Source organism: Streptomyces sp. NPDC050439 (assembly GCF_040655335.1).
Lineage (GTDB): Bacteria > Actinomycetota > Actinomycetes > Streptomycetales > Streptomycetaceae > Streptomyces.
Map to the genome: position 1 here is coordinate 1,013,231 of NZ_JBFAJT010000002.1, position 26,160 is coordinate 1,039,390.

Consider the following 26,160-nt stretch of genomic DNA (forward strand, 5'->3'; position numbering starts at 1 on the left):
TGACCGCGCCGACCTTCAGGGGCCGGCTCCCCGCCGCACTCACTTCAGCCTGCTGGAGGCGAGGATGGACACGAGGTGCAGCAGGGTCTGCAGCATCGCGATGCCGGCCAGGACGGCGACACCGATGCGCGAGAAGAGCAGGTCGCCGCGGACCGAGTCCACGATCGCGAGGACCAGGATCAGCAGCGACGCCTCGATGCCGAGCACGAGCCGGTGGAACTTCAGGGCGCCCGCGGCCCTGCGCGCCAGGGCCATGCCGGAGGAGCGCGGCTCGGAGGCCGACTCCTTGACCGGCGCCAGGCCCTGCTGGTGGCGGGCGACACCGACGAGGTCGGTCTCCGCCTTGATCAGGATGGCGCCGAGCGCGGCGAGCGTGCCGAGGAAGGCCCACAGCCAGTCGATGCGGCCCGAGCCCCACAGGTCGGCGGCGCGCAGGCCGAAGCCGACGAGCACCGCGGCGTCGCACAGATAGGCGGCGACACGGTCCAGGTAGACCCCGGCCATGGAGTACTGCTTGCGCCAGCGGGCGATCTCGCCGTCGACGCAGTCGAGCAGCAGATACAGCTGGACCATGATCACGCCGAGTACGGCGCCCGTGATCCCCGGCACCAGAAGCGCCGGGGCGGCAAGGGCGCCGGCCACGGTCATCAGATACGTGAGCTGGTTGGGCGTGATCCTGGTGTTCACCAGGTAGCGGTCGCAGCGCAGCGAGATCTCTCGCATGTACAGGCGTCCCGCCCAGTGCTCACCGCTGCGCCGGTCCTTCACCCCTGCGGGGTGAACGACGGGGCGGAGTTCAGCTACCGATGGCCTTGGCATAGTCGGCGTATGCGTCCTTGATCTGGTCGGAATTCAGATTGAGGTGCTCGAGGATCGTGTAGCGCCCGGGGCGCGTCTGCGGGGCGTACTCCACGACCTGGACGAACTCGTCCACGGTGAAGCCGATCTCCTCCGGCGTCACGGGGAGGCCGTGCCTGCGCAGCACCTCCACCATGTACAGCGACTCCTCGCGTGCCCCGCGAAGGAACATCGCGAAGGCCGCGCCCAGGCCGCACTGCTCGCCGTGGCTGGCCGCGCGCTTGGGGAAGAGGAGGTCGAAGGCGTGGTTGATCTCGTGGCAGGCGCCGGACGCCGGGCGGGAGTCGCCCGACACGGACATCGCGATGCCGGTGAGGACCAGACCCTCGGCGAGGACCTGCAGGAAGCCGTCGTCGCCGACGCCGCCGGGGTGACGCAGGACGGCCTCGCCGGCCTGGCGCGCCATCGCGGCCGCGAGGCCGTCGATGTCCTCGCCGCGCTCACGGGCGGCGAGCTCCCAGTCCGCGATCGCGGAGATGTTGGACAGGGCGTCGCCGATGCCGGAGCGCACGAAACGTACGGGGGCCTCACGGATCACGTCGAGGTCGATGACGACCGCGATGGGATTCGGCACTCCGTACGAGCCGCGGCCCGCGTCGTTGTCGAGCGTGGCGACCGGCGAGCACAGGCCGTCGTGCGACAGGTTCGTCGCGACGGCGACCAGCGGCGCGCCGACGCGAGCGGCGGCGAACTTGGCACAGTCGATGATCTTGCCGCCGCCGAGGCCCACGACCGCGTCGTAGCGGCCCTTCTTGATGGCGTCGGCGAGCTTGATGGCGTCATCGAGCGTGCCGCCGCCCACCTCGAACCACTCGGCGGTGGGCAGCGACGGTTCGAGCCGCTGACGGAGCACCGCGCCGGAGCCCCCGCTGATGGCGATGGCGAGCTTGCCGGTTGACGAGCAGATCCGCTGGTCGGCCAGGACACCGGCCAGGTCGTTGAGCGCCCCCGGCCGGATGTCCACGACGACCGGCGAGGGGATGAGCCTCGTCAGTACTGGCACGCGATCTCCCGGCCCTTGGCGAGGTCGTCGTGGTTGTCGATCTCGACCCACTTGACGTCGCCGATCGGCTCCACGTCGACCTTGAAGCCGCGGTTGACGAGCTCCTGGTAACCGTCCTCGTAGTAGAGGTCGGGGTCGCGCTCGAAGGTCGTCTTCAGGGCGTCGGCCAGCTGCTCCGCGGCGTCGCCCTCGATGAGCGTGACACCGATGTACTCACCGGTGGCGGTCGCCGGGTCCATCAGCTTGGTGATCTTCTGGACGCCCTTCTCGGGGTCCACGATGACCTTCATCTCCTCGTCGGCGAGGTTCTTCACCGTGTCGAGGGCGAGGATGATCTTCTTGCCGTCGCCGCGGGCGGCCAGCAGCGTCTTCTCGACGGAGACGGGGTGCACGGTGTCGCCGTTGGCGAGGATCACGGTGTGCTTGATCGCGTCACGACCGCACCAGAGGGAGTAGGCGTTGTTCCACTCCTCGGCCTTGTCGTTGTCGATCAGCGTGAGCTTGAGGCCGTACTTCTCCTCGAGCGCCGCCTTGCGGTCGTAGACGGCCTCCTTGCGGTAGCCGACGATGATCGCTACCTCGGTGAGACCGATCTCCGCGAAGTTGCCGAGGGTCAGGTCGAGGATGGTGGTGTCACCGTCGACCGGCACCAGGGCCTTGGGAAGCGTGTCGGTGTAGGGGCGAAGACGCCGTCCGGCGCCGGCCGCCAGCACGAGGCCGATCATGCGGGTTCTCCTTCATCGTGTACGGCGGGTGCTCCACGTTTGTGAGCGGTCACCCAGAAGCGGATGCTCTCGACGAGCACCACGAGTGCCACGGCCACGGCGAGTGCCGTGAGCGCGACGGTGAAATCTGTGTCGGTGAGCAGGGCGGCGGCGAGAGCGACCGCCAGCGTCCTGCCCTCATGCCCGCCGATCGCCCGCACCAGCCAGTGCGGCGGCGCGCCTGCGTCGCCGCGGATGCGGTACACCGTGTCGTAGTGATGGTAGGCGACGGCGGACACCAGTCCGAAAGCCGCGGGCAAGGCACCGTTCACGTCCGCGTTGGCGGCGAGCAGCAGGATCGTCCCGTACTCGGCCGCGCGGAAGAACGGCGGGACGAGCCAGTCGAGGGCGCCCTTGAGGGGGCGGGCGACGGCGAGACCCGAAGTGATGACGTAGAGGACCGCGGCGACGATCACCCACGGGCTGCCGTACGACGTGAGTCCCGCCACGCAGACCAGCACGGCGCCGCCGACGAAGGCGAGGACCGGCGCGGGCAGCGCGAGGCCGCCGAGCCTGAGTGCGGCGAAGGACGAGGCGAGCGGCCCGGTGTCGGCGAGGTCCGCGAGTGCCTGTGCGGCGCGGTCGGTGCGGGTGGCCTTGCGGGTGAGCGAGCGCAGGACACGGCCCGCGGTGGTGTAGCAGGCGGCGAGGCCACAGCCGATGAGCAGCACGACCAGGGTGATGCGCGGGGTGGTCACCGCGGTGAGCACGGCGATCAGCGCCCAGCGCTCGCCGATCGGCAGCACGATCATCCGGCGCAGCCAGACCGTCCAGCCGACGCTGTCGAGCTTGTCGGAGAGGGCCGCGGTGGGGCTGGTGTTGGCGGTGGCGTCGTGGTTCGCCTCGTTGAAGGAGAAGTCGACGACGTGCCGGCACGTCTGCAGGACCATCGCGCCGAGCGCGAGCGCCCATACGTCGTCGCCGTCGGCGTTGGCCGCGCCGAGCGCGAGGCCCGCGTAGTAGGCGTACTCCTTGGCTCGGTCGAAGGTCGCGTCCAGCCAGGCGCCCAGCGTCGAGTACTGCAGGGAGTAGCGGGCGAGCTGCCCGTCCGTGCAGTCCAGGACGAAGGAGAAGAGCAGGAGGAGGCCGGCCGCGACGAAGCCGCCGCGGGTGCCGGTGGCCGCGCAGCCCGCCGCGATCAGGGCGACGAGCAGGGACGCGGTGGTGACCTGGTTCGGGGTCAGGCCGCGGCGTGCGCACCAGCGGGCGATGTAGCGCGAGTAAGGGGAGATGCAGTACGTGGTGAAGAAGCCGTCCCGCGACTTGACGGCCGTGCGCAGGCGTACGGCTTCGTCGTCCACGGCGGCGACGGCCTGGCGTGCCTCGTTCCGCGTCTGCGGATCGCTGGGCACGGTGGCGACGAGGGTGCCGAGGTCGGGGCGGTGCAGCGCGCGGCCCTCGGCCTCGATCGTCTCGGCCACGTGGTCCGCGACCGCCTCGACGGTCACGGCGGGGCCGCCGCCGTTGCCGGAGCCGGTGGTGGCGGTGCGCAGGGCGCGCGTCAGGTCGGCGCGGGCCTCGGGCTGCGCGGTGACGGCGCCGGGGACGGCCGAGGCCGCGAAGCGCGGGTCCGTCAGGCCCAGGCGCAGCGCGTGGACGTGGCCCACGAAACGGGCGTCGACGACCGCGACCCGCTGCCCGGCGGGGACGGCGGCGAGCAGCGTCTCGGTGTCCGCCGCGTCGGAGGCGACCCGGACGTCAAACCCCAGGGACCGCAGATCGCCTTCGAGCGGCGACCCGGGGACCGGCTGACCGGTCAGGATGGCGGTCGACAGACGAACTCACTCCTTGATTGCCGGCGCGGCTCGCGCCGGGCACGTGCGTGATGAGGGGCGCCCCTGGCCGGCAGCGGCCGGGCGGCACGTCGGCAGAGGCTATCGGATGATGGGAAGCGGGCGTTCACCGCCCGTTTACGGCCCCATAAGCATGACCTGCAGAGGCCTCCGCCAACTCGATCATCATGGTCGATCGGGGGCGGCACCCACAAACCGCGCCCCGTCGACCGGCATAAAGTGGACGCCCATGACATGGATGATCACAGGTGGAGCGGGATATATCGGGGCACATGTGGTGCGGGCTCTGGCCGGCGCCGGGGAGCGGGTGGTCGTCCTGGACGACGTATCGGCCGGGGTGCCCGAGCGGCTCCCCGCGGACATCCCTCTCATTCGGGGCTCATCGCTCGACGGTGAGCTGCTGCGGCGGGTCTTCGCCGAGCACGAGGTGACCGGTGTGGTGCATCTCGCGGCGCGCAAGCAGGTCGGCGAGTCCGTGGAGCAGCCGCTGCGCTACTACCGCGAGAACCTCGGCGGCCTGGTGACACTGCTCGACGCGGTGGCCGAGGCCGGCATCAAGCGCTTCGTCTTCTCCTCGTCGGCCGCGGTGTACGGCAACCCGCCCGACGTGGACCTGGTGACGGAGAGCACCCCCTGCGAGCCGATCAACCCCTACGGCGAGACGAAGCTCGCCGGGGAGTGGCTGGTGCGGGCCGCCGGGCGGGCGCACGGCATCGCGACGGTGTGCTTGCGCTACTTCAACGTGGCGGGCGCCGTGACCCCCGAGCTCGCGGACACCGGGGTCTACAACGTGATCCCGATGGTCTTCGACCGGCTCACCCGCGACGAGTCGCCGCGGATCTTCGGCGCCGACCACCCGACCCCGGACGGCACCTGCGTGCGCGACTACATCCACGTCGCCGACCTCGCCGACGCCCACCTCGCGGCGGCCCGCCGTGTGGAGGCGCACCCCGAGGGCGACCTGACGGTGAACATCGGCCGCGGCGAGGGTGTTTCCGTACGCGAACTCGTCACCCTCATCGGTGAGATCTCCGGCGACACCCGACCGGCGCTCGTCGAGCCGCGCCGCGACGGCGACGCGCCGCGCGCCGTGGCGGACGCGGGCCTGGCCGCCGAGAAGCTGGGCTGGAAGGCGCGGCGCACGGTACGCGAGATGGTCGAATCCGCGTGGGCCGGCTGGTGCCTCCACCACCCCGAGGCGCGCCGCCCCTGATCACGTCAGCGCTCTGACCTGCGGTCATTTCCGCAGGTCAGAGCATATGACAACGGTGTTCAGTGCCGTGTTGCCGGATACCCCCCACCAGTAGTTCACTGTGATCGCGACAGACGCGCGACCAGGGAACAGACGACCGATACCGAGCACACGGAGGCGGCTTCCATGGGGGCTGGGCACGACCACGGACACACGCACGGGGGGACGGCGACGGCGGCGTACCGGGGGCGGCTGCGCATCGCGCTCTCGATCACGCTCACCGTCATGGTGGTCGAGATCGTCGGCGGCATCATGGCGGATTCGCTCGCGCTCATCGCGGACGCGACGCACATGGCGACGGACGCGCTCGGCCTGGGCATGGCGCTGCTGGCCATCCAGTTCGCCGGCCGCCCGGCGACGGAGAACCGCACCTTCGGCTTCGCCCGCGCCGAGATCCTGGCCGCGCTCGCCAACTGTCTGCTGCTGCTCGGCGTCGGCGGCTACGTCCTGTTCGAGGCGATCCAGCGGTTCATCACGCCCGCCGACACCGAGGGCGGACTGACCATCGTCTTCGGCGTCATCGGCCTGGTGGCGAACATGATCTCCCTCTCGCTCCTGATGCGCGGCCAGAAGGACAGCCTGAACGTGCGCGGCGCCTTCCTGGAGGTGATGGCCGACGCGCTCGGCTCCCTGGCCGTGATCGTCGCGGCGGTGCTCATCCTGACGACCGGCTGGCAGGCGGCGGACCCGATCGCCTCGCTCGTCATCGGCCTCATGATCGTCCCGCGTACGGTGAAGCTGCTCAGGGAGACCCTGAACGTGCTCCTGGAGTCCGCGCCGAAGGGCGTGGACATGGCCGAGGTCCGCTCGCACATACTGGATCTGCCGGGCGTCGAGGACGTCCACGACCTGCACGCCTGGACCATCACCTCGGGGATGCCCGTCCTCTCCGCGCACGTCGTCGTCAGCACGGAGACGCTGAACGCGATCGGCCACGAGAAGATGCTGCACGAGCTGCAGGGCTGCCTGGGCGACCACTTCGACGTCGAGCACTGCACCTTCCAGCTGGAGCCGGTCGGCCACGCGGAGCACGAGGCGAAGCTCTGCCACTGACCGGCCTCAGGCCACCGGTGAGGGTGGCTTCCGGTGGTTCCTTGCCAGGAGGGCCCGTCACGTGCGGCAGACTTGAGGCTCGTAGACCGAAGCGAAGGATGGGTATGCCGACCACACCTGCCACCGCGGCGAACAGCTCGTCGAACGGCACCGGAGAAGCGATCTTGCTGGAACTCGTCGACGAGGACGGCAGGACCATCGGCACAGCGGAGAAACTCTCCGCGCATCAGGCGCCCGGGCAGCTGCACCGGGCGTTCTCCGTCTTCCTCTTCGACGAGCAGGGGCGCCTTCTGCTGCAGCAGCGCGCCCTGGGCAAGTACCACTCCCCCGGCGTCTGGTCGAACACCTGCTGCGGCCACCCGTACCCCGGCGAGGCGCCGTTCGCGGCCGCCGCGCGCCGGACGTACGAGGAGCTGGGCGTCTCGCCCTCGCTGCTCGCGGAGGCGGGCACGGTGCGCTACAACCACCCGGACCCCGACTCGGGTCTGGTGGAGCAGGAGTACAACCACCTCTTCGTCGGGATGGTCCAGTCGCCGCTGCGGCCCGACGCCTCCGAGGTCGGTGAGACCGCGTTCGTGACCGCCGCCGAGCTGGCGGAGCGGCACACCAAGGGGCCGTTCTCCGCCTGGTTCATGACCGTCCTCGACGCGGCACGCCCCGCCGTCCGCGAGCTGACGGGGCCTGCCGCCGGCTGGTGAGTCAACTCCCGTGCGGGCCGGTTCCGTTGGGCTTCAGGGGCAGGGCCGCCCAGATGACCTTGCCCCCGCTCGCGGTGTGCTCGACGTCGCAGGCGCCGCCCGCCTCCTGGGTGATCTCGCGCACGAGGAGAAGGCCGCGGCCGCCGGTCTGGCCGTGGTCGGCCACCAGGGCGGTCGGGCGGTAGGGGTGGTCGTCCTCCACGGAGACCCGCACCCACTCGGCGCCGACCGCCACCTCCACCGCCAGCATCGGCGAGAGCAGGGCCGCGTGCCGTACGGCGTTGGTGACCAGTTCGGAGACGATCAGGAGCAGTCCCTGCACGAGGTCGTCCGACACGGGCACGCCCTGTCGCGCGAGCAGGTCACGCACCGCGTGCCGCGCCTGGGGCACCGAGGCGTCCACGGCGGCGGCGGTGAACCGCCACACGCCTTCGTACGGCACTTTCGCGGGCTCCCGAGGGAGTGGGCCGGGCCCCCTCCCGTCGTCGTCCATCGTCCGGTCGCCGCCCTTGCGCTCGATTGTCACCACGTGTCGAGTGTTGGGAATACGTTGGTCCGGACCGTGTGATTGAACAGAAGTCAGCGACTATCGACGGCATTTGATCACCGGCGCCCGAGCGCGTCGGCCGAGTGATTACTTCTGTCCCTCCGGCTTCACTTTGAAGCTTTCTTCCGCTTGTACGGGTTGTTCGCGTTGTCCCTTTTCCGTGCCCTCGCTGACCATGCTCACGATCCGGCGCCCGCCGAGCCCCGTGGCGAGCAGGCCGAGGCCGTCGAAGAGCAGCGCGAGCGAGAAGAAGCAGCCGATCACGTACTGGCTGCTGCTGGGCCAGTTGGCGAGCACCAGGATGCCGAGAAGGAGACCGAAGGCACCCTGCACCAGCGTCCAGCCGAACTGCGGGCCGCGCACCACCAGGCTGCCGACGAGCCGGAAGACACCACCGGTCAGGAACAGCAGCGCGGCGAACATCGTCAGCGCCTCCGCCGCCACATCCGGCTTGCGGATGATCACGACACCGGCGGCGAGGTTCAGGGCCGCCACGACCACGCCGAGCCAGAAGAAGTTCGTGCCGCGTGACTGCACGGCGTGCAGCAGACCGACACAGCCGCCGATCAGGAGCAGCCAGCCGAAGAGCAGCATGGAGGTGAGGGTGGCGACGCCCGTGTAGACGAGGCCCACGAGCCCGGCGATCGCCAGGATCGCGCCGAGGAGGGCCAGCCAGCCGAGACTGCGGTTGAGCTGCTTGGCGCCCTGGGCCTGCGGTGCGGCGGCCTCGGCGCTCTTGGATCGGGCCATCAGCGTCTCCGTCCTGACTTCCCCCGCTGCACAGAGTTCTCAGGGCCGCCCCTTCTTGATCGTACGTTCGAGAGGTGCGGATAGCATCCTGCGCATGGAGCCGCAGCTGAGGCACGCCGTCACCCACGGCGTCGCCACCGTCGTCATCGACCATCCGGCGAAGCGCAACGCCATGACGGCGGACATGTGGCGCCGACTGCCGCCGCTGCTCGCCGGGCTCGCCGCCGATCCGGCCGTACGGGCGCTCGTGCTGACCGGCGAGGGCGGGACCTTCTGCGCGGGGGCCGACATCTCCTCGCTCCGGGAGTCGCCGGGCGAGGCGCAGGACCTGGCGGTGCGGGCCGAGGAAGCCCTCGCCGTCTTCCCCAAGCCGACGCTGGCCTCGGTGCGCGGCTACTGCGTGGGCGGCGGGAGCCAGCTCGCGGCGGCCTGCGATCTGCGGTTCGCGGACGAGGGCGCCCTGTTCGGGATCACTCCGGCGAAGCTGGGGATCGTCTATCCGTCGTCATCGACGCGGCGCCTGGTGTCCCTCGTGGGGCCCTCCGCCGCCAAGTACCTGCTGTTCTCGGGTGAGTTGATCGATGCCGGGCGGGCGCTGCGCACGGGCCTGGTCGACGAGGTGCTGCCCGCGGGCGAACTGGACAAGCGGGTCGCGGAGTTCACCGCCGTCCTCGCCGCACGTTCGCAGCTGACGCAGGCCGCGGCCAAGGAGTTCGCCGCCGGGCGCCTGGACCGCGACGCCCACTGGGGCGAGCAGGCGCGGGCGGGCGGCGACACCGCCGAGGGGGTCGCCGCCTTCCTGGAGCGCCGCGAGCCGCACTTCACGTGGACTCCCGGCGGCGCCGACGCGGGCGACGGCGTTACTGGCTGAAGCGGCTGCCCGCGCGGAACCCCTCGACGAGGTGCGCGGGTGCCTTGTGCGGGGATCCGGCGTCGTACGGCGGCTGCGGGTCGTACTCCGTCAGGAGCTGTACGGTCTGGGCCCGCTCCTCTCCCGCGATGCGGCCGATCAGGGCCAGCCCCATGTCGATGCCGGAGGACACCCCGGCCGCCGTGACGTACTTGCCGTCGAACACCACCCGCTCCTCCGTCGGCTCCGCGCCGAACCTCCCCAGCTCCGCCAGGGCGAGCCAGTGCGAGGTGGCGCGGCGCCCCTTGAGGAGCCCCGCCGCCGCGAGCAGGAGGGAGCCGGTGCACACGGACGTCGTCCAGGTGCTGGTGGCGTCCGCGGACCGCAGCCAGCCCAGGAGCGCCCCGTCCGCCATGTGGTCGCTCTGGCCCGGACCACCGGGGACGACCAGGACGTCGGGCTCGGGCACGTCGGCGAAGGAGCGGTCGGCGACGAGCGTGAGGGAGCCGCTGTCGTTGCGCACGGGGCCGGGGCGCCCGGCCACGAAGACGGTCTCGGCGCCGGGCATGCGGCTGAGCGTCTCGTACGGACCGACCGCGTCCAGGGCGGTGAAGCGTTCGAAGAGGGCGATGGCGATCTGCATGGAGTGCCTATCCGTCGAGGGCGGGTGCCGGCTGAGCGGCGAGTGGGGCGAGCGGGGCGTGGAAGCGCCGCCGGTACTCGGCGGGCGCCGCGCCGAGGGTCTTGACGAAGGCGCGGCGCATCGCCTCCGGAGTGCCGTAGCCGCAGGCGCGCGAGACCTCCCCGATCCCGTGCGAGGTGTCCTCCAGGAGGCGGCGCGCGTGCTCCACGCGCACCCGCTCGACGTACTTGCCCGGCGTCATCCCCGTCTCCGTCTGGAACGCGCGGGCGAAGTGCCGCGGCGAGAGCCGGGCGCGGGCGGCGAGCGACTCGATGCAGAGGTTCTCGTCCGGGTGCTCGGTGATCCACTGCTGGACCTCGCGCAGCGGCTCGCGCAGGGCCGTCTGCACGGCGAGCTGGGCGCTGAACTGCGCCTGGTTGCCCGGCCGCCGCAGGAAGACGACGAGATAGCGCGCGACCATCAGCGCCTCGTCCCGGCTCAGGTCCTCCTCCACCAGGGCCAGGGCCAGGTCGATGCCCGCGGTCACGCCCGCGGAGGTCGCGACGTGACCGTCGCGGACGAAGATCGGGTCGGGGTCGACCTCGATGGCGGGGTGATCGCGGGCGAGCCTGTCGCAGAACGCCCAGTGGGTCGTCGCCCGGCGGCCGTCCAGGAGCCCGGCCTCGGCGAGGAGGATGGCGCCGGTGCAGACCGAGACCAGGCGCCGCGCACGCGGCGCGTTCGTCCGGAGCCAGTCGATCAGGCGGGGGTCGGCCTCGCGGCTGCCGATGCCGCCGGGGGCCAGGAGCGTGTGCGGCACGGGCGCGTCGGCGAGGGAGGAGTCCGGCACGAGCGTGAGGCCGCTCGACGTGCGGACGGGGCCGCCGTCCAGGGAGGCGGTGCGGACGCGGTACGCGGGCCGGTCACCGCCGTGGCAGGCGGCGGCGCCCGCGAAGACCTCCACCGGCCCCGTCACGTCGAGGCTCTGGACGCCGTCGTAGAGGACGACCAGGACAGTTCGCTGCTCCATGCCCTGATTCTTGGCCTCGTACCGGATGGCCGCAATGACGAGTGGCCCACCTTTCCTGCCATCGGCGGCGGCGACGCGGGGGCGGTCCGGTCTCGTGACGCCCCGGGCTTCACGTCATACCAACCAGTCGGTAGCGTGCGGTCATGACTTCTCTCAAGCCCCCCTCCCCGGCCGCGGCCCTGCACCCGCGCGCGGGACGTCGGTGTCACAACGTGCTCAATTCGCTGCACTCGACGCACTACTTCTCGCCCGACACGGGGCGCGAGCTCACCGAGATCGGGATCACCCACCCCAAGGCCGTCAATTTCGCCGTGCGGACGGCGGCGATGGGGCCGGTCGGCGCCGGAGTGGTCACGGCGGCGTTCTACAACTACAAGCACGAGACCGTCGCCCGGCACGTGCCCGGCATCTGGCGGACGGCCTCCCCCGAGGACGTCCTCGCGGCACGCGCGCGTGCCGTCGACTGGACGCTGCGGCGCCTCCTCGGAGAGGACGCCCTGGCCTCGCCGGAGATGGCGGAGGCCGCCGAGCTCGCGCTGCGCGCCGCCGAGGCCTGCTCCCGCTCGGCACGGCCGCTCTACGCCGCCCACGCGGACCTGCCCGTACCCGAGCAACCGCACCTCGCGCTCTGGCACGCCGCGACGCTGCTGCGCGAGCACCGGGGCGACGGGCACCTCACGGCCCTCCAGCACGCCGAACTCGACGGCATCGAGGCCCTGGTGAGCCACACCGCGACCGGCAAGGGCATGCGGCCGAAGTGGAACTTCAACACGCGCGGCTGGACCCAGGAGGACTGGGACGCGGCCGTGGAGCGGCTGCGCGCCCGCGGACTGCACGACGGGGTGGCCGAGTTGACCGAGGCGGGCGTCGCGCTGCGCAAGGACGTCGAGGAGGCCACGGACCGCCTCGACCGGGCGCCGTACGAGCACCTGGGCGCGGCCGGCGTCGAGCGCCTGACGGAGCTGGGGACCGTGTTCGCGGGCGCGGCGCTCCAGGCCGGTGCGTTCCCCGCGGACCTGCTCGGCAAGGAGTAGGCAGCGGCGTGCGGCGCCGGGCATGTCCGGCGCCGTACGAGGTACCCGATCGTCTCCGGTCCCGCGCACCGTGTGCCGGACCGGGCGACGAAAGGGGAAATGCCGTGTTCCGTGCGATCGCGGATGTCCTGCGCACGATCGGCACCGCGCTCGGCCTCCTGGTGACATGGCCGTTCCGCGCCCTGGCACGCCTCTTCCGCGGAGCCTCGCGCTCCGGAAGGCGGACGGCGCGCCGCCCGGGGCGGGCGAGCCGGGTCTGATCCCCCCGCTGTCGGTGCCACCTGCCACAATTGCCCGGCAACCCCAGTGAGAAGGCGGGAAACGTGGCACCTCTGCAGACGTCCACTCCAGCATCGATCGAAGGCAGGATCGCCGAAGAACTCGGCGTACGGGAGCGGCAGGTGAAGGCTGCCGTCGACCTGCTCGACGGCGGCTCGACGGTGCCCTTCATCGCTCGCTACCGCAAGGAAGCGACCGAGATGCTCGACGACGCGCAGCTGCGCACGCTCGAGGAGCGGCTGCGATATCTGCGGGAACTCGAGGAGCGGCGTGCCGCGATCCTCGAATCGGTCCGCGAGCAGGGCAAGCTCACGGACGATCTCGAGGGGCAGATCCGCGCGGCGGACACCAAGGCGCGCCTCGAGGACATCTACCTGCCGTTCAAGCCGAAGCGCCGCACGAAGGCGCAGATCGCCCGCGAGGCCGGCCTGGAGCCGCTGGCGGACGGCCTGCTCGGCGACCCGTCGGTGGACCCGCTCGCCGCGGCCGCGGCCTTCGTGGACGCCGACAAGGGCGTCGCGGAGCCGCAGGCCGCCCTGGACGGTGCCCGCGCCATTCTCGCCGAGCGTTTCTCCGAGGACGCCGACCTGATCGGCGAGCTGCGTGAGCGCATGTGGGTGCGCGGCCGCCTCGTCGCGAAGGTCCGTGCGGGCAAGGAGGAGGCGGGCGCCAAGTTCGCCGACTACTTCGACTTCGCGGAGCCCTTCAAGGAGCTTCCCTCGCACCGCGTCCTCGCGATGCTGCGCGGCGAGAAGGAGGACGTGCTCGACCTCGTCCTCGAACCGGAGGAGGCCACGGAGGGCCCGTCCTCGTACGAGGGGATGGTCGCCCACCGCTTCGGCGTCGTGGACCGCGGCCGCCCGGCCGACAAGTGGCTGCAGGACACGGTGCGCTGGTCCTGGCGGACCCGCATCCTGGTGCACCTGGGGATCGACCTGCGCCTGCGCCTTCGCACGGCTGCCGAGGACGAGGCCGTGCGGGTCTTCGCGTCGAACCTGCGCGATCTGCTGCTCGCCGCACCCGCGGGCACGCGCGCGACGCTGGGGCTCGACCCCGGTTTCCGTACGGGCGTGAAGGTCGCCGTGGTCGACGCGACCGGCAAGGTCGTCGCGACGGACGTCATCAACCCGCACGTCCCGGCGAACAAGTGGGACCAGTCCCTGGCGACGCTCGCGAGGCTCGCCAAGGAGCACTCGGTCGACCTGATCGCGATCGGGAACGGCACGGCGTCCCGCGAGACGGACAAGCTCGCCGGTGAACTCATCACGAAGCACCCGGAGTTGAACCTCACGAAGGTGATGGTCTCCGAGGCGGGCGCCTCGGTGTACTCCGCGTCGGCCTTCGCCTCGCAGGAGCTGCCCGACATGGACGTGTCGCTGCGCGGCGCCGTGTCCATCGCCCGGCGCCTGCAGGACCCGCTCGCCGAGCTGGTGAAGATCGACCCCAAGTCCATCGGCGTCGGCCAGTACCAGCACGACCTCTCCGAGGTGAAGCTGTCCCGCTCCCTCGACGCGGTCGTCGAGGACTGTGTGAACGGCGTCGGCGTGGACGTGAACACGGCCTCCGCCCCGCTGCTCGCCCGGGTCTCCGGCATCGGCGCGGGCCTCGCCGAGAACATCGTGACGCACCGCGACACGAACGGCCCCTTCTCGTCCCGCAAGGGCCTCAAGGACGTGGCACGGCTCGGCCCCAAGGCGTACGAGCAGTGCGCGGGCTTCCTGCGCATCCGCGGCGGCGACGACCCGCTCGACGCGTCCAGCGTGCACCCCGAGGCGTATCCGGTGGTGCGCAAGATGGCGAAGAAGACGGGCGGTGAGGTCGCCTCGCTCATCGGCGACACGGCGACGCTGCGCTCGCTGCGGGCGGACGAGTTCGTCGACGAGTCCTTCGGTCTGCCCACCGTCAGCGACATCCTGAAGGAGCTGGAGAAGCCGGGCCGCGACCCGCGACCCGCCTTCAAGACGGCGACCTTCAAGGACGGCGTCGAGAAGATCTCCGACCTGGCGTCCGGGATGGTCCTGGAGGGGGTCGTCACGAACGTGGCCGCGTTCGGCGCCTTCGTGGACATCGGCGTCCACCAGGACGGCCTCGTCCACGTCTCCGCGATGTCCAAGACATTCGTCAAGGACCCGCGGGACGTGGTGAAGCCGGGCGACATCGTCAAGGTGAAGGTCATGGACGTCGACATCCCGCGCAAGCGGATCTCGCTGACGCTGCGCCTGGACGACGAGGCCGCGGCCTCCGGCGGGGAGCAGCCGAAGCGGGGTGGGCGTCCGCCGCAGCAGCGCCAGCAGGGCGGCCAGCGCCCCCAGCGCCAGGGCGGCCAAGGCGGTCAGCGCAAGGAGCGGCAGGGGCCGCCGCCGGCCAATGACGCGATGGCGGACGCGCTGCGCCGGGCCGGTCTTCTGGACCCCAAGAAGCGCTGACCCGGGGTCCCGGGAGAGTCGGCGGAGGTCAGGGTGACAGTTCGGTCACCTTGCCCTCCGTCACCTCCAGACGGCGCGTGACCCGGACGGCGTCCAGCATCCTGCGGTCGTGGGTCACCAGGAGCAGCGTGCCCTCGTACGCCTCCAGGGCGGACTCCAGCTGTTCGATGGCCGGCAGGTCGAGGTGGTTGGTCGGCTCGTCGAGGACCAGGAGGTTGACGCCCCGGCCCTGGAGCAGCGCGAGGCCCGCGCGGGTGCGCTCGCCCGGGGAGAGGGTGGCCGCCGGGCGCAGGACGTGTGCCGCCTTCAGGCCGAACTTGGCGAGCAGCGTGCGGACGTCGGCCGGTTCGGTGTCGGGCACGGCCGCGCAGAACGCGTCCAGGAGCGACTCCGGGCCGTGGAACAGCGCACGCGCCTGATCGACCTCGCCGACGAGCACTCCGGAGCCGAGGGTCGCGTGGCCCGCGTCCGTGGGGATGCGGGTCAGCAGGGTGCCGAGCAGGGTCGACTTGCCCGAGCCGTTCGCGCCGGTGATCGCCACCCGGTCCGCCCAGTCGATCTGGAGCGTCACGGGGCCGAGCGTGAAGTGCCCGCGGTGCACCTCCGCGTCGCGGAGGGTGGCGACGACGCTGCCGGAGCGCGGCGCCGACGCGATCTCCATCTGGAGCTCCCACTCCTTGCGGGGCTCCTCGACGACGTCGAGCCGTTCGATCATGCGCTGCGTCTGGCGTGCCTTCGCCGCCTGCTTCTCGCTGGAGTCGCTGCGGAAGTTCTTGCCGATCTTGTCGTTGTCGCCCGCCTTGCGGCGGGCGTTCTTGACGCCCTTGTCCATCCAGGACCGCTGCATCTGGGCGCGGCCCTCAAGGGCGGACTTCTTGTCGGCGTACTCCTCGAACTCGTCGCGGGCGTGGCGCCGGGCGACGTCACGCTCCTCCAGATACGCCTCGTAGCCGCCGCCGTAGAGGTTGACCTGCTGCTGGGCGAGGTCGAGTTCGAGGACCTTGGTGACGGTGCGGGTGAGGAACTCGCGGTCGTGGCTGACGACGACCGTGCCGGCGCGCAGTCCGCGGACGAAGCTCTCCAGGCGTTCGAGGCCCGCGAGGTCGAGGTCGTTGGTCGGCTCGTCCAGGAGGAACACGTCGTAGCGGGACAGGAGCAGCGAGGCGAGGCCCGCACGGGCGGCCTGGCCGCCGGAGAGCGAGGTCATCGGCTGGTCGAGGCTGACGTCGAGGCCGAGGGAGGCGGCGACCTCCTCCGCCCGCTCGTCCAGGTCGGCGCCGCCGAGCGCCAGCCAGCGCTCCAGGCTGGACGCGTACGCGTCGTCGGCGCCGGGGGTCCCGTCGACCAGGCCCTGGGTGGCCTCGTCCATGGTCCGCTGGGCCTCGTCGACGCCGGTGCGGCGGGCGAGGAAGGCGCGGATGGTCTCGCCGGGGCGACGGTCGGGCTCCTGCGGCAGGTGGCCGACGGCGGCACTGGCCGGGGCGAGGCGCAGTTCGCCGGTCTCCGGGGTGTCCAGTCCGGCGAGGAGGCGCAGGAGGGTCGACTTGCCGGCGCCGTTGGCGCCGACCAGGCCGATGACGTCGCCGGGGGCGACGACCAGCTCCAGGGCGGAGAAGAGGGAGCGGTCGCCGTGGCCGGCGGCGAGATTCTTGGCGACGAGGGTTGCGGTCATCAGGGGGCCGAGTTTATGCGAGGCCCGAGCAGGCTCGACCGGCAGCACGGCCCGGCCGTCACGAAAGGCGCAGGCCGCTGAGTTTGTCCGGGTTGAACTGGAAACGCATGTTGTGGATCAAGCCGTCCGCGAGGTCGTAGGTCAGGCACCCTCCGATGTAGTCGCCCAGCTTGAAGAGGACGCCCAGTTCACCGTTGATGGTGGCGGGCTCGCAGGTGACGCCCGTCATCACGGGCTTGGCCAGGACGCCGAGGAACCAGCGCGCCACATGGTCGGTGCCATGCAGCGGGCGGCGGGCCGCCGTGACCTTGCCGCCGCCATCGGACCAGGCGGTGACATCGGGGGCGAGGAGTTCCATGACCGCGTTCAGGTCGCCGCCCGAGCAGGCCGCGAGAAAACGCGCGGTGACCTGGCGGCGCTCGTCCGCGTCCGTGTCGTAGCGGGGTCGGCGCGCCTGGACATGGGCGCGGGCGCGGCGGGCGATCTGGCGGACCGTGGCCTCGGGGCGGTCCAGGGTCTCGGCGATCTCGGCGTGCGAGTAGCCGAAGACCTCGCGGAGCAGGAAGACCGCGCGCTCCACCGGGCTCAGGGATTCGAGGACGACCAGCATGGCCGTGGAGACGGTGTCGGCCAGCTCGCTCTCCTCGGCTATGTCGGGTGAGGTCATGAGTGGTTCGGGGAGCCACGGGCCGACGTACTTCTCGCGGGTGGCCCGCGCCGAGGTGAGGCGGTTCAGCGACAGGTTGGTGACCGTGCGCACCAGGTAGGCCTTCGGGTGGCGGACGGTGTCGCGGTCCGCGGAGTTCCAGCTCAGCCACGCGTCCTGAAGGACGTCCTCGGCATCGGCGACGCTGCCCAGCATCCGGTAGGCGGTGGAGTGCAGCAGCCGCCGGTGCTCGAGGAACGGGTCAAGTGCGGGCGTGGCGTCGGTCATCGGGGCATGCTCCCAGCGCGGCGAACAGAGCGACAAGGCGTACGCGGCCCTGACCCGGCCCCTTCACTTGCGGAGGCGGGCCGCCCGTATCGCGGTGACCGCGATCCAGAGGATCGCCGTGAAGCGGCCCAGCGGCAGGAGCAGCATGAGCGACTCGCTCACGAAGGAGAGGACCGAGAGGAGCGCGAGGCCGGCCGACACGAGGCCCAGGGCCGTGGTCAGGCGTGGAGCCGACGCACGGAACGCGAGTGCACTCGCGCCGACGAGGATTCCCAGGAAGGGGACGTGCGCCGGGCCTCCCGCCAGGAAGGTGAGGTGGTGCAGCGTGTGCAGGGTGTCGCCCTTCGCGTCGAGGACCGGGATGGCGAGGCCGATCAGCGCGCAGGCCGCCAGACCCGCCGCGGCGCACAGGCCGCTCGCCCGCGCGAGTCCGGCTCCCGCCCTCCTGGTCAGCGCCAGGACGAAGGCGGCCAGCGGCACGGCCGACAGGAGCTGCAGGACACTCATGCCGACGACGACACTCCCGTTGTCGGCGAAGTACGCCTCGGTCACCTTGTCCGCGCCGAACGGCGAGGGGTACGTGGCGCTTCCGGCCAGCCCGGAGAAGGCCAGGCTCGCCACGAACAGGACGGCGAAGCCGATGCCCGTGAGGGCCTGACGCCTTGCCGTGGCTGCGGCTGCGTTCGTGGCCATGGCCGTGGCCACGGGAGTTGATGTGGGTGTGGTGACAGCGGTCATCGCGAACTCCTGAAGCTGGGGGCGGGAACCGGGAACGAACGGGGCGACGGCGAGCAAGACCCTCGTCACGCGTGCCGCGCGGGCCGGGTCGCGCGGCCTCCGTGGGACAAGTACGCGGAGACGTAGACGCGCTTGGTGAGGCGGTACATCTTGACCGGGCTGCCGCTGATCAGTTCCTTGTAGGCGACGGCGGCCTTGCCGCGCAGGAACCAGCGGCGCGGGGTGTCGTCGGCGTGGGTGAACTGGATGACCGCGTCACGGCGCCCGAGGCTCACGGGCTGGTGGAAGTAGCCGAAGCGGAACGGCTTGACGCTCTTGCCGCGCAGCCGCCCGGCCAGGGCGTCGGCGGTGTACTCGGCGGTGGGGAGGCCGCTCTGGCAGGTGCCGTGGACCTGGCCCCAGGCCTGGTGGACGGCGGCCGCGTCGCCGATCGCGTGGATCTCCGGGTGCGAGGTCGAGCGGAGGGTCGCGTCGACCAGGATCAGTCCCCGCGCGTCGACGGCGATGCCCGCGTCCGCGGCGAGGGCCGGCACCCGTACGCCGGCGGTCCACAGGCACAGGTCGGCCTGGACGATCGAGCCGTCGGCCAACTCGACCCCGCCGGGCAGGACTTTGCTGATGGCGGACCCGGTGCGAAGGGTGATGCCGAGGCGTTCGAACGCGGCGCGGAGGTGGGCGCGCGCCTTCGTGTTCATCAGCGGGCCGGGCTCGCTCCGGCTGATCAGCGTGACGCGCAGGCCGGGGTGGCTCTCGGCGATCTCGGTGGCGGCCTCGACGCCGGTGAGTCCGCCGCCGCACACGCTCACCGAGCCTCCGGTGGCTGCCAGTTGGGCGAGCCGCTCCACGAAGTCCCGTGCTTCCTTGGGGTTGTTCAGGGTGCGGGCGTGCTCGCCGGCGCCGGGGACCGTGCTCGTGTCGGTGGCGCTGCCGAGGGCGCACACCAGGCTGTCGTAGGCGAGTTCGACGGGTCCGTCCGGTGTCTCGACGGTGACCGCCCTGCCCGCGGTGTCGATGACCGTGGCCGCTCCCTGGACGAACACGACGCCCGTCCCGTCGAGCAGATCGGCGATCCGGTGGTCCGCCAACTCCTGTCCGGCGAAGACCTGGTGCATCCGCAGCCGCTCGGCGAAGCGGGGCGAGGGGTTGACCAGGGTGACGCGGGCGCCCGTGCGCCGGGTGCGGCGGGCCAGCCGGATGGCACACAGCATGCCGGTGTAGCCGCCGCCCAGGACGAGGATCCGGTGGTTGGTCTCCATCTTCGACTCCCGCGCTCATGCCCCGGATTCGGGGGCGTCTTGTCGGTGACGCCCATGGGACAAGCGCGCCGGACATGGCGTGACAGGTCGGGAGTGTGAGCCACGCCACACAGTCGAAGACCCTCGGGTCATCTCACTATCGGCGCCGTCAGGACGCTGTCCGTCGTCCGGGCCACCACGAACGATTCTCCCTTCGTCGCCTTGGCATCCAGCTGGACGCGGTGCTCGCCCGGCTCCAGGACACCGTCGAAGACCTCATGGACCTGGGTGCGGGAGAGCCGGTCCAGGCGGTAGGCGACGAGCTGGACCCGGCACGTCGAGGTGATCTCCACGTCCGCCGAGCCGTCGGCCGCCGCCAGCCGCGTCAGGCGCCGCAGCTCCAACGGGCCGCGGTCCAGGGCGTGCTCTATCTGCGCGACCAGGAGCGGGATGATCGGGGCGAGGCCGTCGACGTACGAGACCCGGAGCCCCGCCCCCTCGAACGCTGCGCGCACCCCGTCGCGCGTCGCCGCCGGAACGGAACGGCCGAAGGCCACCGCCCCGTACGTCCGCAGTTCGTCCGGCGGCACACCCGCCGCGTCCGCCGCGATCTCGGCGCCGACACCGATCGTGCGCAGCGCCGCCGCGAGCTTGGCGAGGACGGCGACGCGGGCGCCGATGAGGAGCACCCTGCGGCGCGGCGACGGCTCGTCCTCGGTGAGCAACTGCCGCAGCGCCTCACGGTATTGGGCTCCCTGGAACCGGAAGGGCCCTATGCCGTGGTAGCCGTTGAGCTCCAGATCGGCGCGGTCGGACGTCTGCCAGGCGAAGTCCCGCCATACGTAGGTGTCGGTGCCGTCCGGTGCCCGCTCGATGACCGCGGTGACCGCTCCGCAGTCCAGACCCTCGCACTCGGGGCAGCCGTAGATGACGTGCCGGTCGTCGAGCAGGGGTGCTCGGGTCTCCAGGAGGAGTCCGCGCACATGGTGGGTGAAGATCGCGGGTGGTACGTCGGAGGCGAGCGGGGAGACGGCGTCGAGGTCGGAGAGCTGGAACAGCAGCGGGCGCCCGTTCACGATGAAGTCGACGAAATCGCGGTGGACTTGGAAGTCACCGTTGGCGAGGACTCCACCGGCGCGCATGGCCGGTGCCAGACCGAAGGTCGCGTACTCGGCAGACATGCTGTGAGTATCCCCACCCGGGGGCTGATGTGAGCACGGCATGAGGCATTCCACTATGTCCTGCCCAAAACGCCCTCAGGAAGCCGCGGTTGGGGACGCTTTCGGCCAGCACGGGCGCACGCATGGTCGATGGCGTACGCGGCGGTCTCCGGCTGGACGACACACGCAGGAGGCGGCGCACCTCGCGGACGAGGTGCGCCGCCTCCTGCCTGCGGAAGTGGACTCAGACCTTGGTGGCTCCGGTGTCCTCCTCGTCCCCGTTGTCGCTCGGGCCGATGCGGAGCTCGAAGTCACCGTCGTACTGCTCGTGGCCCGCGATCACGGCCTTCTCGACGGCCTCCGTGCCGTGCTCGCCGCGGACGATCAGCGGGTCGTGGCGCAGGTCCCGCATCAGCGCCACGCACATCCCGATCATCACCAGGGTGAAGGGCGCGGCGACCAGGATCGTCAGATTCTGCAGACCCGTGAGCGCGTTGCCGGACCCGTCGCCGATGAGCAGCATGATCGCCGCCACGGCTCCGGTCACGACACCCCAGAAGACCACCACGAGCTTGCCGGGTTCCAGCGCGCCCTTCTGCGAGAGCGTGCCCATCACGATGGACGCCGCGTCGGCACCCGACACGAAGAAGATGCCGACGAGGATCATCACCAGCAGGCTCGTCACCGTGGCGATCGGGTACTCGTGCAGCAGGCCGAAGAGCTGGCCCTCGGGGGTCGACTCGCCGCCGAGACCGCCGCTCTCCTTGACCTTCATGGCCGAGCCGCCGAAGACGGCGAACCAGATGAGGCTGACGGTGCTCGGCACCAGGATGACGCCACCGACGAACTGCCGGATCGTGCGCCCGCGGCTGATCCTGGCGATGAACATGCCCACGAAGGGCGTCCAGGAGATCCACCAGGCCCAGTAGAAGACCGTCCAGCTGCCCAGCCAGTCCGAGACGCCCTTGCCGCTCGATGCCTCGGTGCGCCCGATGAGCTGGGGCAGGTCGCCGAGGTAGGAGCCGATCGAGGTCGGCAGCAGGTCGAGGACGATGACGGTCGGGCCCGCGATGAAGACGAACACGACGAGCAGCAGCGCAAGCACCATGTTGATGTTGGACAGCCACTGCACGCCCTTCTCCACACCGGAGATGGCGGACGCCACGAAGGCCACCGTGAGGACGGCGATGATGGCGACGAGCAGGCCCGTGCCCGCGTTCTCCATCCAGTCGAGCACCTCGAAGCCGCTGCCGATCTGCAGGGCGCCGAGGCCCAGCGACGCGGCGGAGCCGAACAGCGTCGCGAAGATCGCGATGATGTCGATGACCCTGCCCCAGGCGCCGTTCGCGCGCTTCTCGCCGATGAGCGGCGTGAAGACGGCGCTGATGGTCTGCCTGCGCTTGCGCCGGAAGGTGCTGTACGCGATGGCCAGACCCACGACCGCGTAGATCGCCCACGGATGGAGCGTCCAGTGGAAGAGGGTGGTGGACATCGCCGTTTCCATCTTCGCCGCCGAGTCCGCGGGATCGGTGCCCGGCGGGGGCGTGGTGAAGTGGGCGAGCGGCTCGCTCACGCCGTAGAACATCAGGCCGATGCCCATACCGGCGCTGAACATCATCGCGACCCAGGAGATGGTGCGGAACTCCGGCTCCTCACCCTCCTCACCGAGCGTGATCTTTCCGTACCGGCTGCAGGCGAGCCAGAGCGCGAAGACCACGAACCCGCTCGCCGCCAGCATGAAGGCCCAGCCACCGTTGTGGATGAGGCCGTTGAGCATCTTCGTGGAGGCGCTCTCCAGCGAGTCCGTCGCCACGGCACCCCAGACCACGAAGGCCAGGGTGAGCACGGCGGTCACGCCGAACACGATGCGGTCGGTCTGGGGATGGGCGCCGCCGTGAGCGGCGTGCATCAGATGTCCGTCCCCTCCCCCGCCGTCCGCTTTCTGTTGGTCTTGCGTCACAAGTACACCTCTCACGGTTTCGCATTCGTACAAACTCTGTGGTCCGCTACCCAGTACCACATGTGACGCACCTAACAACCACTCAACAATCGGTGTCGGGCGAACCTGTGACGAGGTGATAGGCAGCGCGCTCGTCGAGAAGCAACGGTACGAGAGATCGCGCCGACTGCCGCATCGGCACGTAGGCTCCCTTGCCGTCCTTCTTGACCTTTACTCCGTGCAGGGCGAGTTCGTCCTTGATGTCGCCGAACTGCTCCGCGTCGAGCCGGTAGCCGCACGGCGGGTCCTGGATCACCTCGGCCGGCTCGGCGGGGTCGTTGTCGGCGCCGCCGACATAGACGGGCCCGCGGTCGCGGAAGCCTTCGAGGCGGGCCGCCCCGGTGGCCGCCTCCAGCTGTCCGCGCCGCTCGTCGGCGTACGTGAACAGGCCTTTGAGCGCCGCGAGTTGCGAGGTGACGCGGCGCCGGTTGTTCAGCGCCTCGTCCTTCTTCTCGGCTTCGGTGAGCGGATCGACACGGCTCTCGATGAGCAGACCGGCCGCGTGCTTGATGCCGGAGACGTTGCGCAGGATGCGTTCCTGACCGTCGCCCGCCGTCTGTTTGATGGGCTCCCCGGTCACCGGATCGGTCCAGATCCCATACGTCCCCGTCGTATGTCCCGCCTTGCCGGCGGCGGGCCTGACGTACGCCTTGGACAGGGTCTGCGCCTCCTTGTGCACCGCTTCGTCGGTGTTGAGGTTGCGCGGCCACAGGTCGAAGAGGTCTTTGTCGTAGTACTTCGGGGTGGCGCCGTACTCGTGCAGGTCGTAGATGGAGTCGGGCTTTTTGTCGCGGATGACGGCGGCCATGGCGCGGGCCTCCGCGGTCTGCAGGGAGATGTGGTCGCGGTTGATGTCGACGCCGTCGGAGTTGCCGCGGGTGTTGGCGGCGCGGCCGTCCGGGTTGGCGGTGGGGATGACGAGGAGTGTGGTGCGCGAGAGGAACTTCCGGGTCTTCTTGTCCTTCGCGTACGCGAGATCGCGGATCGTCGACAGACAGGCGTCGCGGCCCGAGGGCTCGTCGCCGTGCTGGCTGCAGATCAGCAACACCGTGCTCTTCGTGGGGCGTTCACCGATGCGGACCAGCTGGACGGGCCGGTCCTGCTTGGTGGTGCCGATGCGGGAGACCGAGACCCGGTCGGTCGCCTTGTCGACGGTGGCGAGCAGCTTCTGTTCCTCGGGCTGACTGGTCCAGCGCGCGCCGTCGGACTCCTCGAATCCGGTGCGGGGCGGGGTCGGTGCCGCCTGCGCGGGCGCCGTCAGGAGGGGTGCGGCGAGCGCGGCGGTGGCGCAGGCGAGCACCAGGGTGCGGACGCGGGGCATACGGCCGGTGCGGGGGCTCATGAAGTGCTGCCTCCAGGTACGGGGCGGAACGGACGCGGCGGGGCCACGCCGTCGAGACGGGAGTCGCGGTCGAGGGCGGGACCGGTGGCGCGGAACGCGTCGGCGCCGCCCACCAGCGGGACCTTCGCCGACGTGCGGGCCAGGTCGATGGCGAGGGTCGGCCGGTCGGCCGGAGGGTCGATGAGGTCCTTGTCCGTGCCCGCGATGATCAGCGCGAGGCGGTGGCCCTTGGGCACGACGTGGTCGCTCGCGGCCAGGTCGAGGGTGATGGTGTGCTTCTTGCCCGGGGTGAGGGGGCGGCCCTTGTGGTCGTCGGCCCAGTTGCCGAGGTCGGCCCAGCCGCGGCTGAAGATCGTGTGGTCGACGTCGGCGGTCTTGGCCTTGGTCTCCTTGAAGCAGGAGCTGTCCCCGGCGGTGCTCGGGCCCCAGCAGGTGCGTTCGGGAAGCGTGGTGATGCCCTCGCCTGCGCTCGCGTAGTCGCGGATGGTGGCGGGGCCGAGGTCGACGAGGACCGCGGAGAGGTGGGCGGTGCGGGTCGTCGGGGTCGCGGTGACGGTGACCTCGGAGGAGCCGGAGAGGCGCAGGTCGCTGCCGAGCGGGCGGCTGATGAACCCGGCCTTCGACGGGGTGGACGTGTCGATCTGCGCGGCCCAGTCGGTCTCGCTCAGCTTCGGGTCGTCGGTGAAGGTCTCGCTGCCGGAGCCGGGACGCGTCCCGAGGGTGCCGACGCCGGGCGAAGTCCCCTTGCCGGGGCGGAGCTTGACGGTCTCGGTGGCGCGCGGGGGCCAGACCCGGTCGGTGGTCCACTGGCCGGGGGCGCGTTCGATGTCGGCCATCGGCTCGTGGTCGATGCCGTTGTCGTAGCCGAGGAGCTCGTGGTCGAACCAGCGGTGCAGGGTGCGCACCCAGTCACCGCGGCGGAAGTCGAAGGGGTCGACGTGGCCGGTCTGGCTGAGCCACACCTTGCGGTCGACGCCCTCGTCGGCGAGCGCGTCCCACCACTGACCGAAGTGCTTCATCCGGACGTTCAGGTCCTGCATGCCGTGTACGGCGAAGACGCTGGCCCGCACCTTGTCGGCGTCCGGGGTGTAGTCGCGTTCGCTCCACAGCCGGGTCCAGTCACCGGTACGGGGCGCTTCGTCGACAAGTCGCTTCTGTACGGCACCGCAGCGGGCGCGCGCCTCCGGGCTCTCCACGTAGTCCGAGAGCCACTCGGGGCCGCTGTCGTAGAGCGGGGCGCCCTTGGCGAAGTAGTAGTCGTACCAGGAGGAGATCGCACCGATCGGCACGATGGTCTTGAGACCTCGCACTCCGGTGGCGGCCACGCCGTTGGCGACCGTGCCGTCGTAACTCTTGCCGATCATGCCGGTGGCGCCATTCGACCAGGACGCCTTGGCGCTCTTGCCTCCGGTGCGGGTGGTGTAGCCGCGGGCCCGGCCGTTCAGCCAGTCGACGACCGCCTTGGCGGACTGGACGTCGGAGCGGCCGCCCACGTCCACACAACCGTCGGAGCGGTTCGTTCCCGCGAGGTCGACGGCGACGAACCCATAGCCGCGGGGAACGAAGTAGTTGTCGTAGTAGAGCGGGAACTGGACGGGATTGCCGTCCGCGTCGTACGTCTTCTTCTGGCTCTCGTTGCCGCGCCCGCAGCAGGAGTAGTACGGGCTGGCGTCCATGATCACGGGGATTTTCCGGCCGTGCTGCGCCGGTTCGCGGGGCCGGACGATGTCGACGGCGACCCGGTCGGCCTTCCCGTCGCTGTCGCCGTCGATCTTCGTGTCGACCCAGACGGATTCGCGGATCGCACTCTCGTACGAGTAGACGGGCTTGCTCTCACGTGGGGCGCTCGGCGCCCCTTGGGCGGCTCCCGGGGTCAGGAGCGTGGACAGCAGGGCGGCGATGGCCGCCACCGGCAGGGATCTCCAGATCAAGCGCGTGCGTCGCGCACGTATCGGCATGGCGCGGAAGGTACACCGGTCAACTCCTGCGCGACAGAGGGCGGTACACGCGCATGACAGGTTCGTGGGGCGTTTTGGCACATGTCGGCCGAATGGCGATCGTGTGACAGCAGCGACCATGGACATGACGCGTGGCCAAGGGGCTCAATAAGGTCGACCCAGC

The 26,160-nt window shown here is 71.0% G+C and carries 24 protein-coding genes; 8 read left to right on the plus strand and 16 right to left on the minus strand.

The window, feature by feature from the left end; genetic code table 11:
- Window positions 1-39: 39 nt before the first annotated feature.
- Genes AB0I66_RS11635 through AB0I66_RS11650 form a run of 4 tightly spaced genes read right to left on the minus strand, consistent with a single transcriptional unit; the run spans window position 40 to window position 4,232 of the window.
- Window positions 40-819: a CDP-alcohol phosphatidyltransferase family protein gene (locus AB0I66_RS11635; RefSeq protein WP_249586469.1), complete on the minus strand. Its 780-nt coding sequence runs from the start codon at window positions 817-819 to the stop codon at window positions 40-42.
- Window positions 797-1,861, minus strand: coding sequence for an iron-containing alcohol dehydrogenase family protein (locus AB0I66_RS11640; RefSeq protein WP_363207562.1), 1,065 nt, complete (start codon window positions 1,859-1,861; stop codon window positions 797-799). The genes AB0I66_RS11635 and AB0I66_RS11640 overlap by 23 nt, the downstream gene beginning before the upstream one ends.
- Window positions 1,849-2,586 (minus strand): phosphocholine cytidylyltransferase family protein, encoded by a 738-nt coding sequence (locus AB0I66_RS11645; RefSeq protein WP_363207563.1) that lies wholly within the window; start codon window positions 2,584-2,586, stop codon window positions 1,849-1,851. Before AB0I66_RS11645 ends, AB0I66_RS11640 begins: the two co-directional genes overlap by 13 nt.
- Complete coding sequence (locus AB0I66_RS11650) at window positions 2,583-4,232, minus strand: DUF5941 domain-containing protein (protein WP_363207564.1); 1,650 nt, start codon at window positions 4,230-4,232, stop codon at window positions 2,583-2,585. Before AB0I66_RS11650 ends, AB0I66_RS11645 begins: the two co-directional genes overlap by 4 nt.
- Between AB0I66_RS11650 and AB0I66_RS11655 the strand changes: the two genes are divergently transcribed.
- The 4 genes from AB0I66_RS11655 to idi all read left to right on the plus strand — a co-directional run bounded on the left by AB0I66_RS11655 (window position 4,224) and on the right by idi (window position 7,421).
- Window positions 4,224-4,451, plus strand: coding sequence for a hypothetical protein (locus AB0I66_RS11655; protein ID WP_363207565.1), 228 nt, complete (start codon window positions 4,224-4,226; stop codon window positions 4,449-4,451). The genes AB0I66_RS11650 and AB0I66_RS11655 overlap by 9 nt on opposite strands.
- A gap of 196 nt (window positions 4,452-4,647) precedes the next feature.
- The gene (galE, locus tag AB0I66_RS11660; protein WP_363207566.1) at window positions 4,648-5,631 is read left to right on the plus strand and encodes a UDP-glucose 4-epimerase GalE; all 984 of its coding nucleotides are present in this window, start codon (window positions 4,648-4,650) and stop codon (window positions 5,629-5,631) included.
- 165 nt (window positions 5,632-5,796) lie between these two features.
- Window positions 5,797-6,723, plus strand: coding sequence for a cation diffusion facilitator family transporter (locus tag AB0I66_RS11665; RefSeq protein WP_363207567.1), 927 nt, complete (start codon window positions 5,797-5,799; stop codon window positions 6,721-6,723).
- A gap of 104 nt (window positions 6,724-6,827) precedes the next feature.
- Window positions 6,828-7,421: an isopentenyl-diphosphate Delta-isomerase gene (gene idi / locus AB0I66_RS11670; RefSeq protein ID WP_363207568.1), complete on the plus strand. Its 594-nt coding sequence runs from the start codon at window positions 6,828-6,830 to the stop codon at window positions 7,419-7,421.
- Between the two features lies 1 nt (window position 7,422).
- Here idi and AB0I66_RS11675 read toward each other — a convergent pair whose 3' ends face one another.
- Together AB0I66_RS11675 and AB0I66_RS11680 are read right to left on the minus strand one after the other, a co-directional pair.
- Complete coding sequence (locus tag AB0I66_RS11675) at window positions 7,423-7,914, minus strand: ATP-binding protein (protein WP_363207885.1); 492 nt, start codon at window positions 7,912-7,914, stop codon at window positions 7,423-7,425.
- Between the two features lie 141 nt (window positions 7,915-8,055).
- On the minus strand, window positions 8,056-8,718 hold the full coding sequence (locus AB0I66_RS11680) for an HdeD family acid-resistance protein (protein WP_363207569.1): 663 nt from the start codon (window positions 8,716-8,718) through the stop codon (window positions 8,056-8,058).
- Window positions 8,719-8,812: 94 nt separating this feature from the next.
- Here AB0I66_RS11680 and AB0I66_RS11685 point away from each other — a divergent pair, with 94 nt between their 5' ends.
- Window positions 8,813-9,589 (plus strand): enoyl-CoA hydratase-related protein, encoded by a 777-nt coding sequence (locus AB0I66_RS11685; RefSeq protein WP_363207570.1) that lies wholly within the window; start codon window positions 8,813-8,815, stop codon window positions 9,587-9,589.
- Here the strand turns inward: AB0I66_RS11685 and AB0I66_RS11690 are convergent.
- Window positions 9,579-10,211, minus strand: a complete 633-nt coding sequence (locus AB0I66_RS11690) for a DJ-1/PfpI family protein (protein ID WP_363207571.1) — start codon at window positions 10,209-10,211, stop codon at window positions 9,579-9,581. The two genes, AB0I66_RS11685 and AB0I66_RS11690, sit on opposite strands and share 11 nt — an antisense overlap.
- Window positions 10,212-10,218: 7 nt before the next feature.
- Window positions 10,219-11,220, minus strand: coding sequence for a GlxA family transcriptional regulator (locus tag AB0I66_RS11695; RefSeq protein ID WP_363207572.1), 1,002 nt, complete (start codon window positions 11,218-11,220; stop codon window positions 10,219-10,221).
- Between the two features lie 143 nt (window positions 11,221-11,363).
- Here AB0I66_RS11695 and AB0I66_RS11700 point away from each other — a divergent pair, with 143 nt between their 5' ends.
- The 3 genes from AB0I66_RS11700 (at window position 11,364) to AB0I66_RS11710 (ending at window position 14,959) form a co-directional block, all read left to right on the plus strand.
- A complete protein-coding gene (locus AB0I66_RS11700) occupies window positions 11,364-12,254 on the plus strand; it encodes a hypothetical protein (RefSeq protein WP_363207573.1) in 891 nt (296 codons plus the stop codon).
- Window positions 12,255-12,358: 104 nt separating this feature from the next.
- Window positions 12,359-12,514, plus strand: coding sequence for an LPFR motif small protein (locus AB0I66_RS11705; RefSeq protein ID WP_363207574.1), 156 nt, complete (start codon window positions 12,359-12,361; stop codon window positions 12,512-12,514).
- Between the two features lie 63 nt (window positions 12,515-12,577).
- Window positions 12,578-14,959 (plus strand): Tex family protein, encoded by a 2,382-nt coding sequence (locus AB0I66_RS11710; protein WP_363207575.1) that lies wholly within the window; start codon window positions 12,578-12,580, stop codon window positions 14,957-14,959.
- A gap of 28 nt (window positions 14,960-14,987) precedes the next feature.
- Here AB0I66_RS11710 and AB0I66_RS11715 read toward each other — a convergent pair whose 3' ends face one another.
- From AB0I66_RS11715 to AB0I66_RS11750, 8 genes are all read right to left on the minus strand, one after another.
- Window positions 14,988-16,631 (minus strand): ABC-F family ATP-binding cassette domain-containing protein, encoded by a 1,644-nt coding sequence (locus AB0I66_RS11715; RefSeq protein ID WP_363207576.1) that lies wholly within the window; start codon window positions 16,629-16,631, stop codon window positions 14,988-14,990.
- Window positions 16,632-16,689: 58 nt separating this feature from the next.
- Complete coding sequence (locus AB0I66_RS11720; protein WP_363207577.1) at window positions 16,690-17,565, minus strand: RNA polymerase sigma-70 factor; 876 nt, start codon at window positions 17,563-17,565, stop codon at window positions 16,690-16,692.
- Window positions 17,566-17,628: 63 nt separating this feature from the next.
- Window positions 17,629-18,303, minus strand: a complete 675-nt coding sequence (locus AB0I66_RS11725) for a hypothetical protein (protein WP_363207578.1) — start codon at window positions 18,301-18,303, stop codon at window positions 17,629-17,631.
- Between the two features lie 65 nt (window positions 18,304-18,368).
- The gene (locus AB0I66_RS11730) at window positions 18,369-19,559 is read right to left on the minus strand and encodes an FAD-dependent oxidoreductase (protein WP_363207579.1); all 1,191 of its coding nucleotides are present in this window, start codon (window positions 19,557-19,559) and stop codon (window positions 18,369-18,371) included.
- 128 nt (window positions 19,560-19,687) lie between these two features.
- On the minus strand, window positions 19,688-20,719 hold the full coding sequence (locus tag AB0I66_RS11735; RefSeq protein ID WP_363207580.1) for an oxidoreductase: 1,032 nt from the start codon (window positions 20,717-20,719) through the stop codon (window positions 19,688-19,690).
- A gap of 223 nt (window positions 20,720-20,942) precedes the next feature.
- A complete protein-coding gene (locus tag AB0I66_RS11740) occupies window positions 20,943-22,607 on the minus strand; it encodes a BCCT family transporter (RefSeq protein WP_363207581.1) in 1,665 nt (554 codons plus the stop codon).
- A gap of 133 nt (window positions 22,608-22,740) precedes the next feature.
- Window positions 22,741-24,018 (minus strand): M14 family metallocarboxypeptidase, encoded by a 1,278-nt coding sequence (locus AB0I66_RS11745; protein WP_363207886.1) that lies wholly within the window; start codon window positions 24,016-24,018, stop codon window positions 22,741-22,743.
- Between the two features lie 17 nt (window positions 24,019-24,035).
- The gene (locus AB0I66_RS11750) at window positions 24,036-25,997 is read right to left on the minus strand and encodes a Xaa-Pro dipeptidyl-peptidase (RefSeq protein ID WP_363207582.1); all 1,962 of its coding nucleotides are present in this window, start codon (window positions 25,995-25,997) and stop codon (window positions 24,036-24,038) included.
- Between the last annotated feature and the right edge of the window lie 163 nt (window positions 25,998-26,160).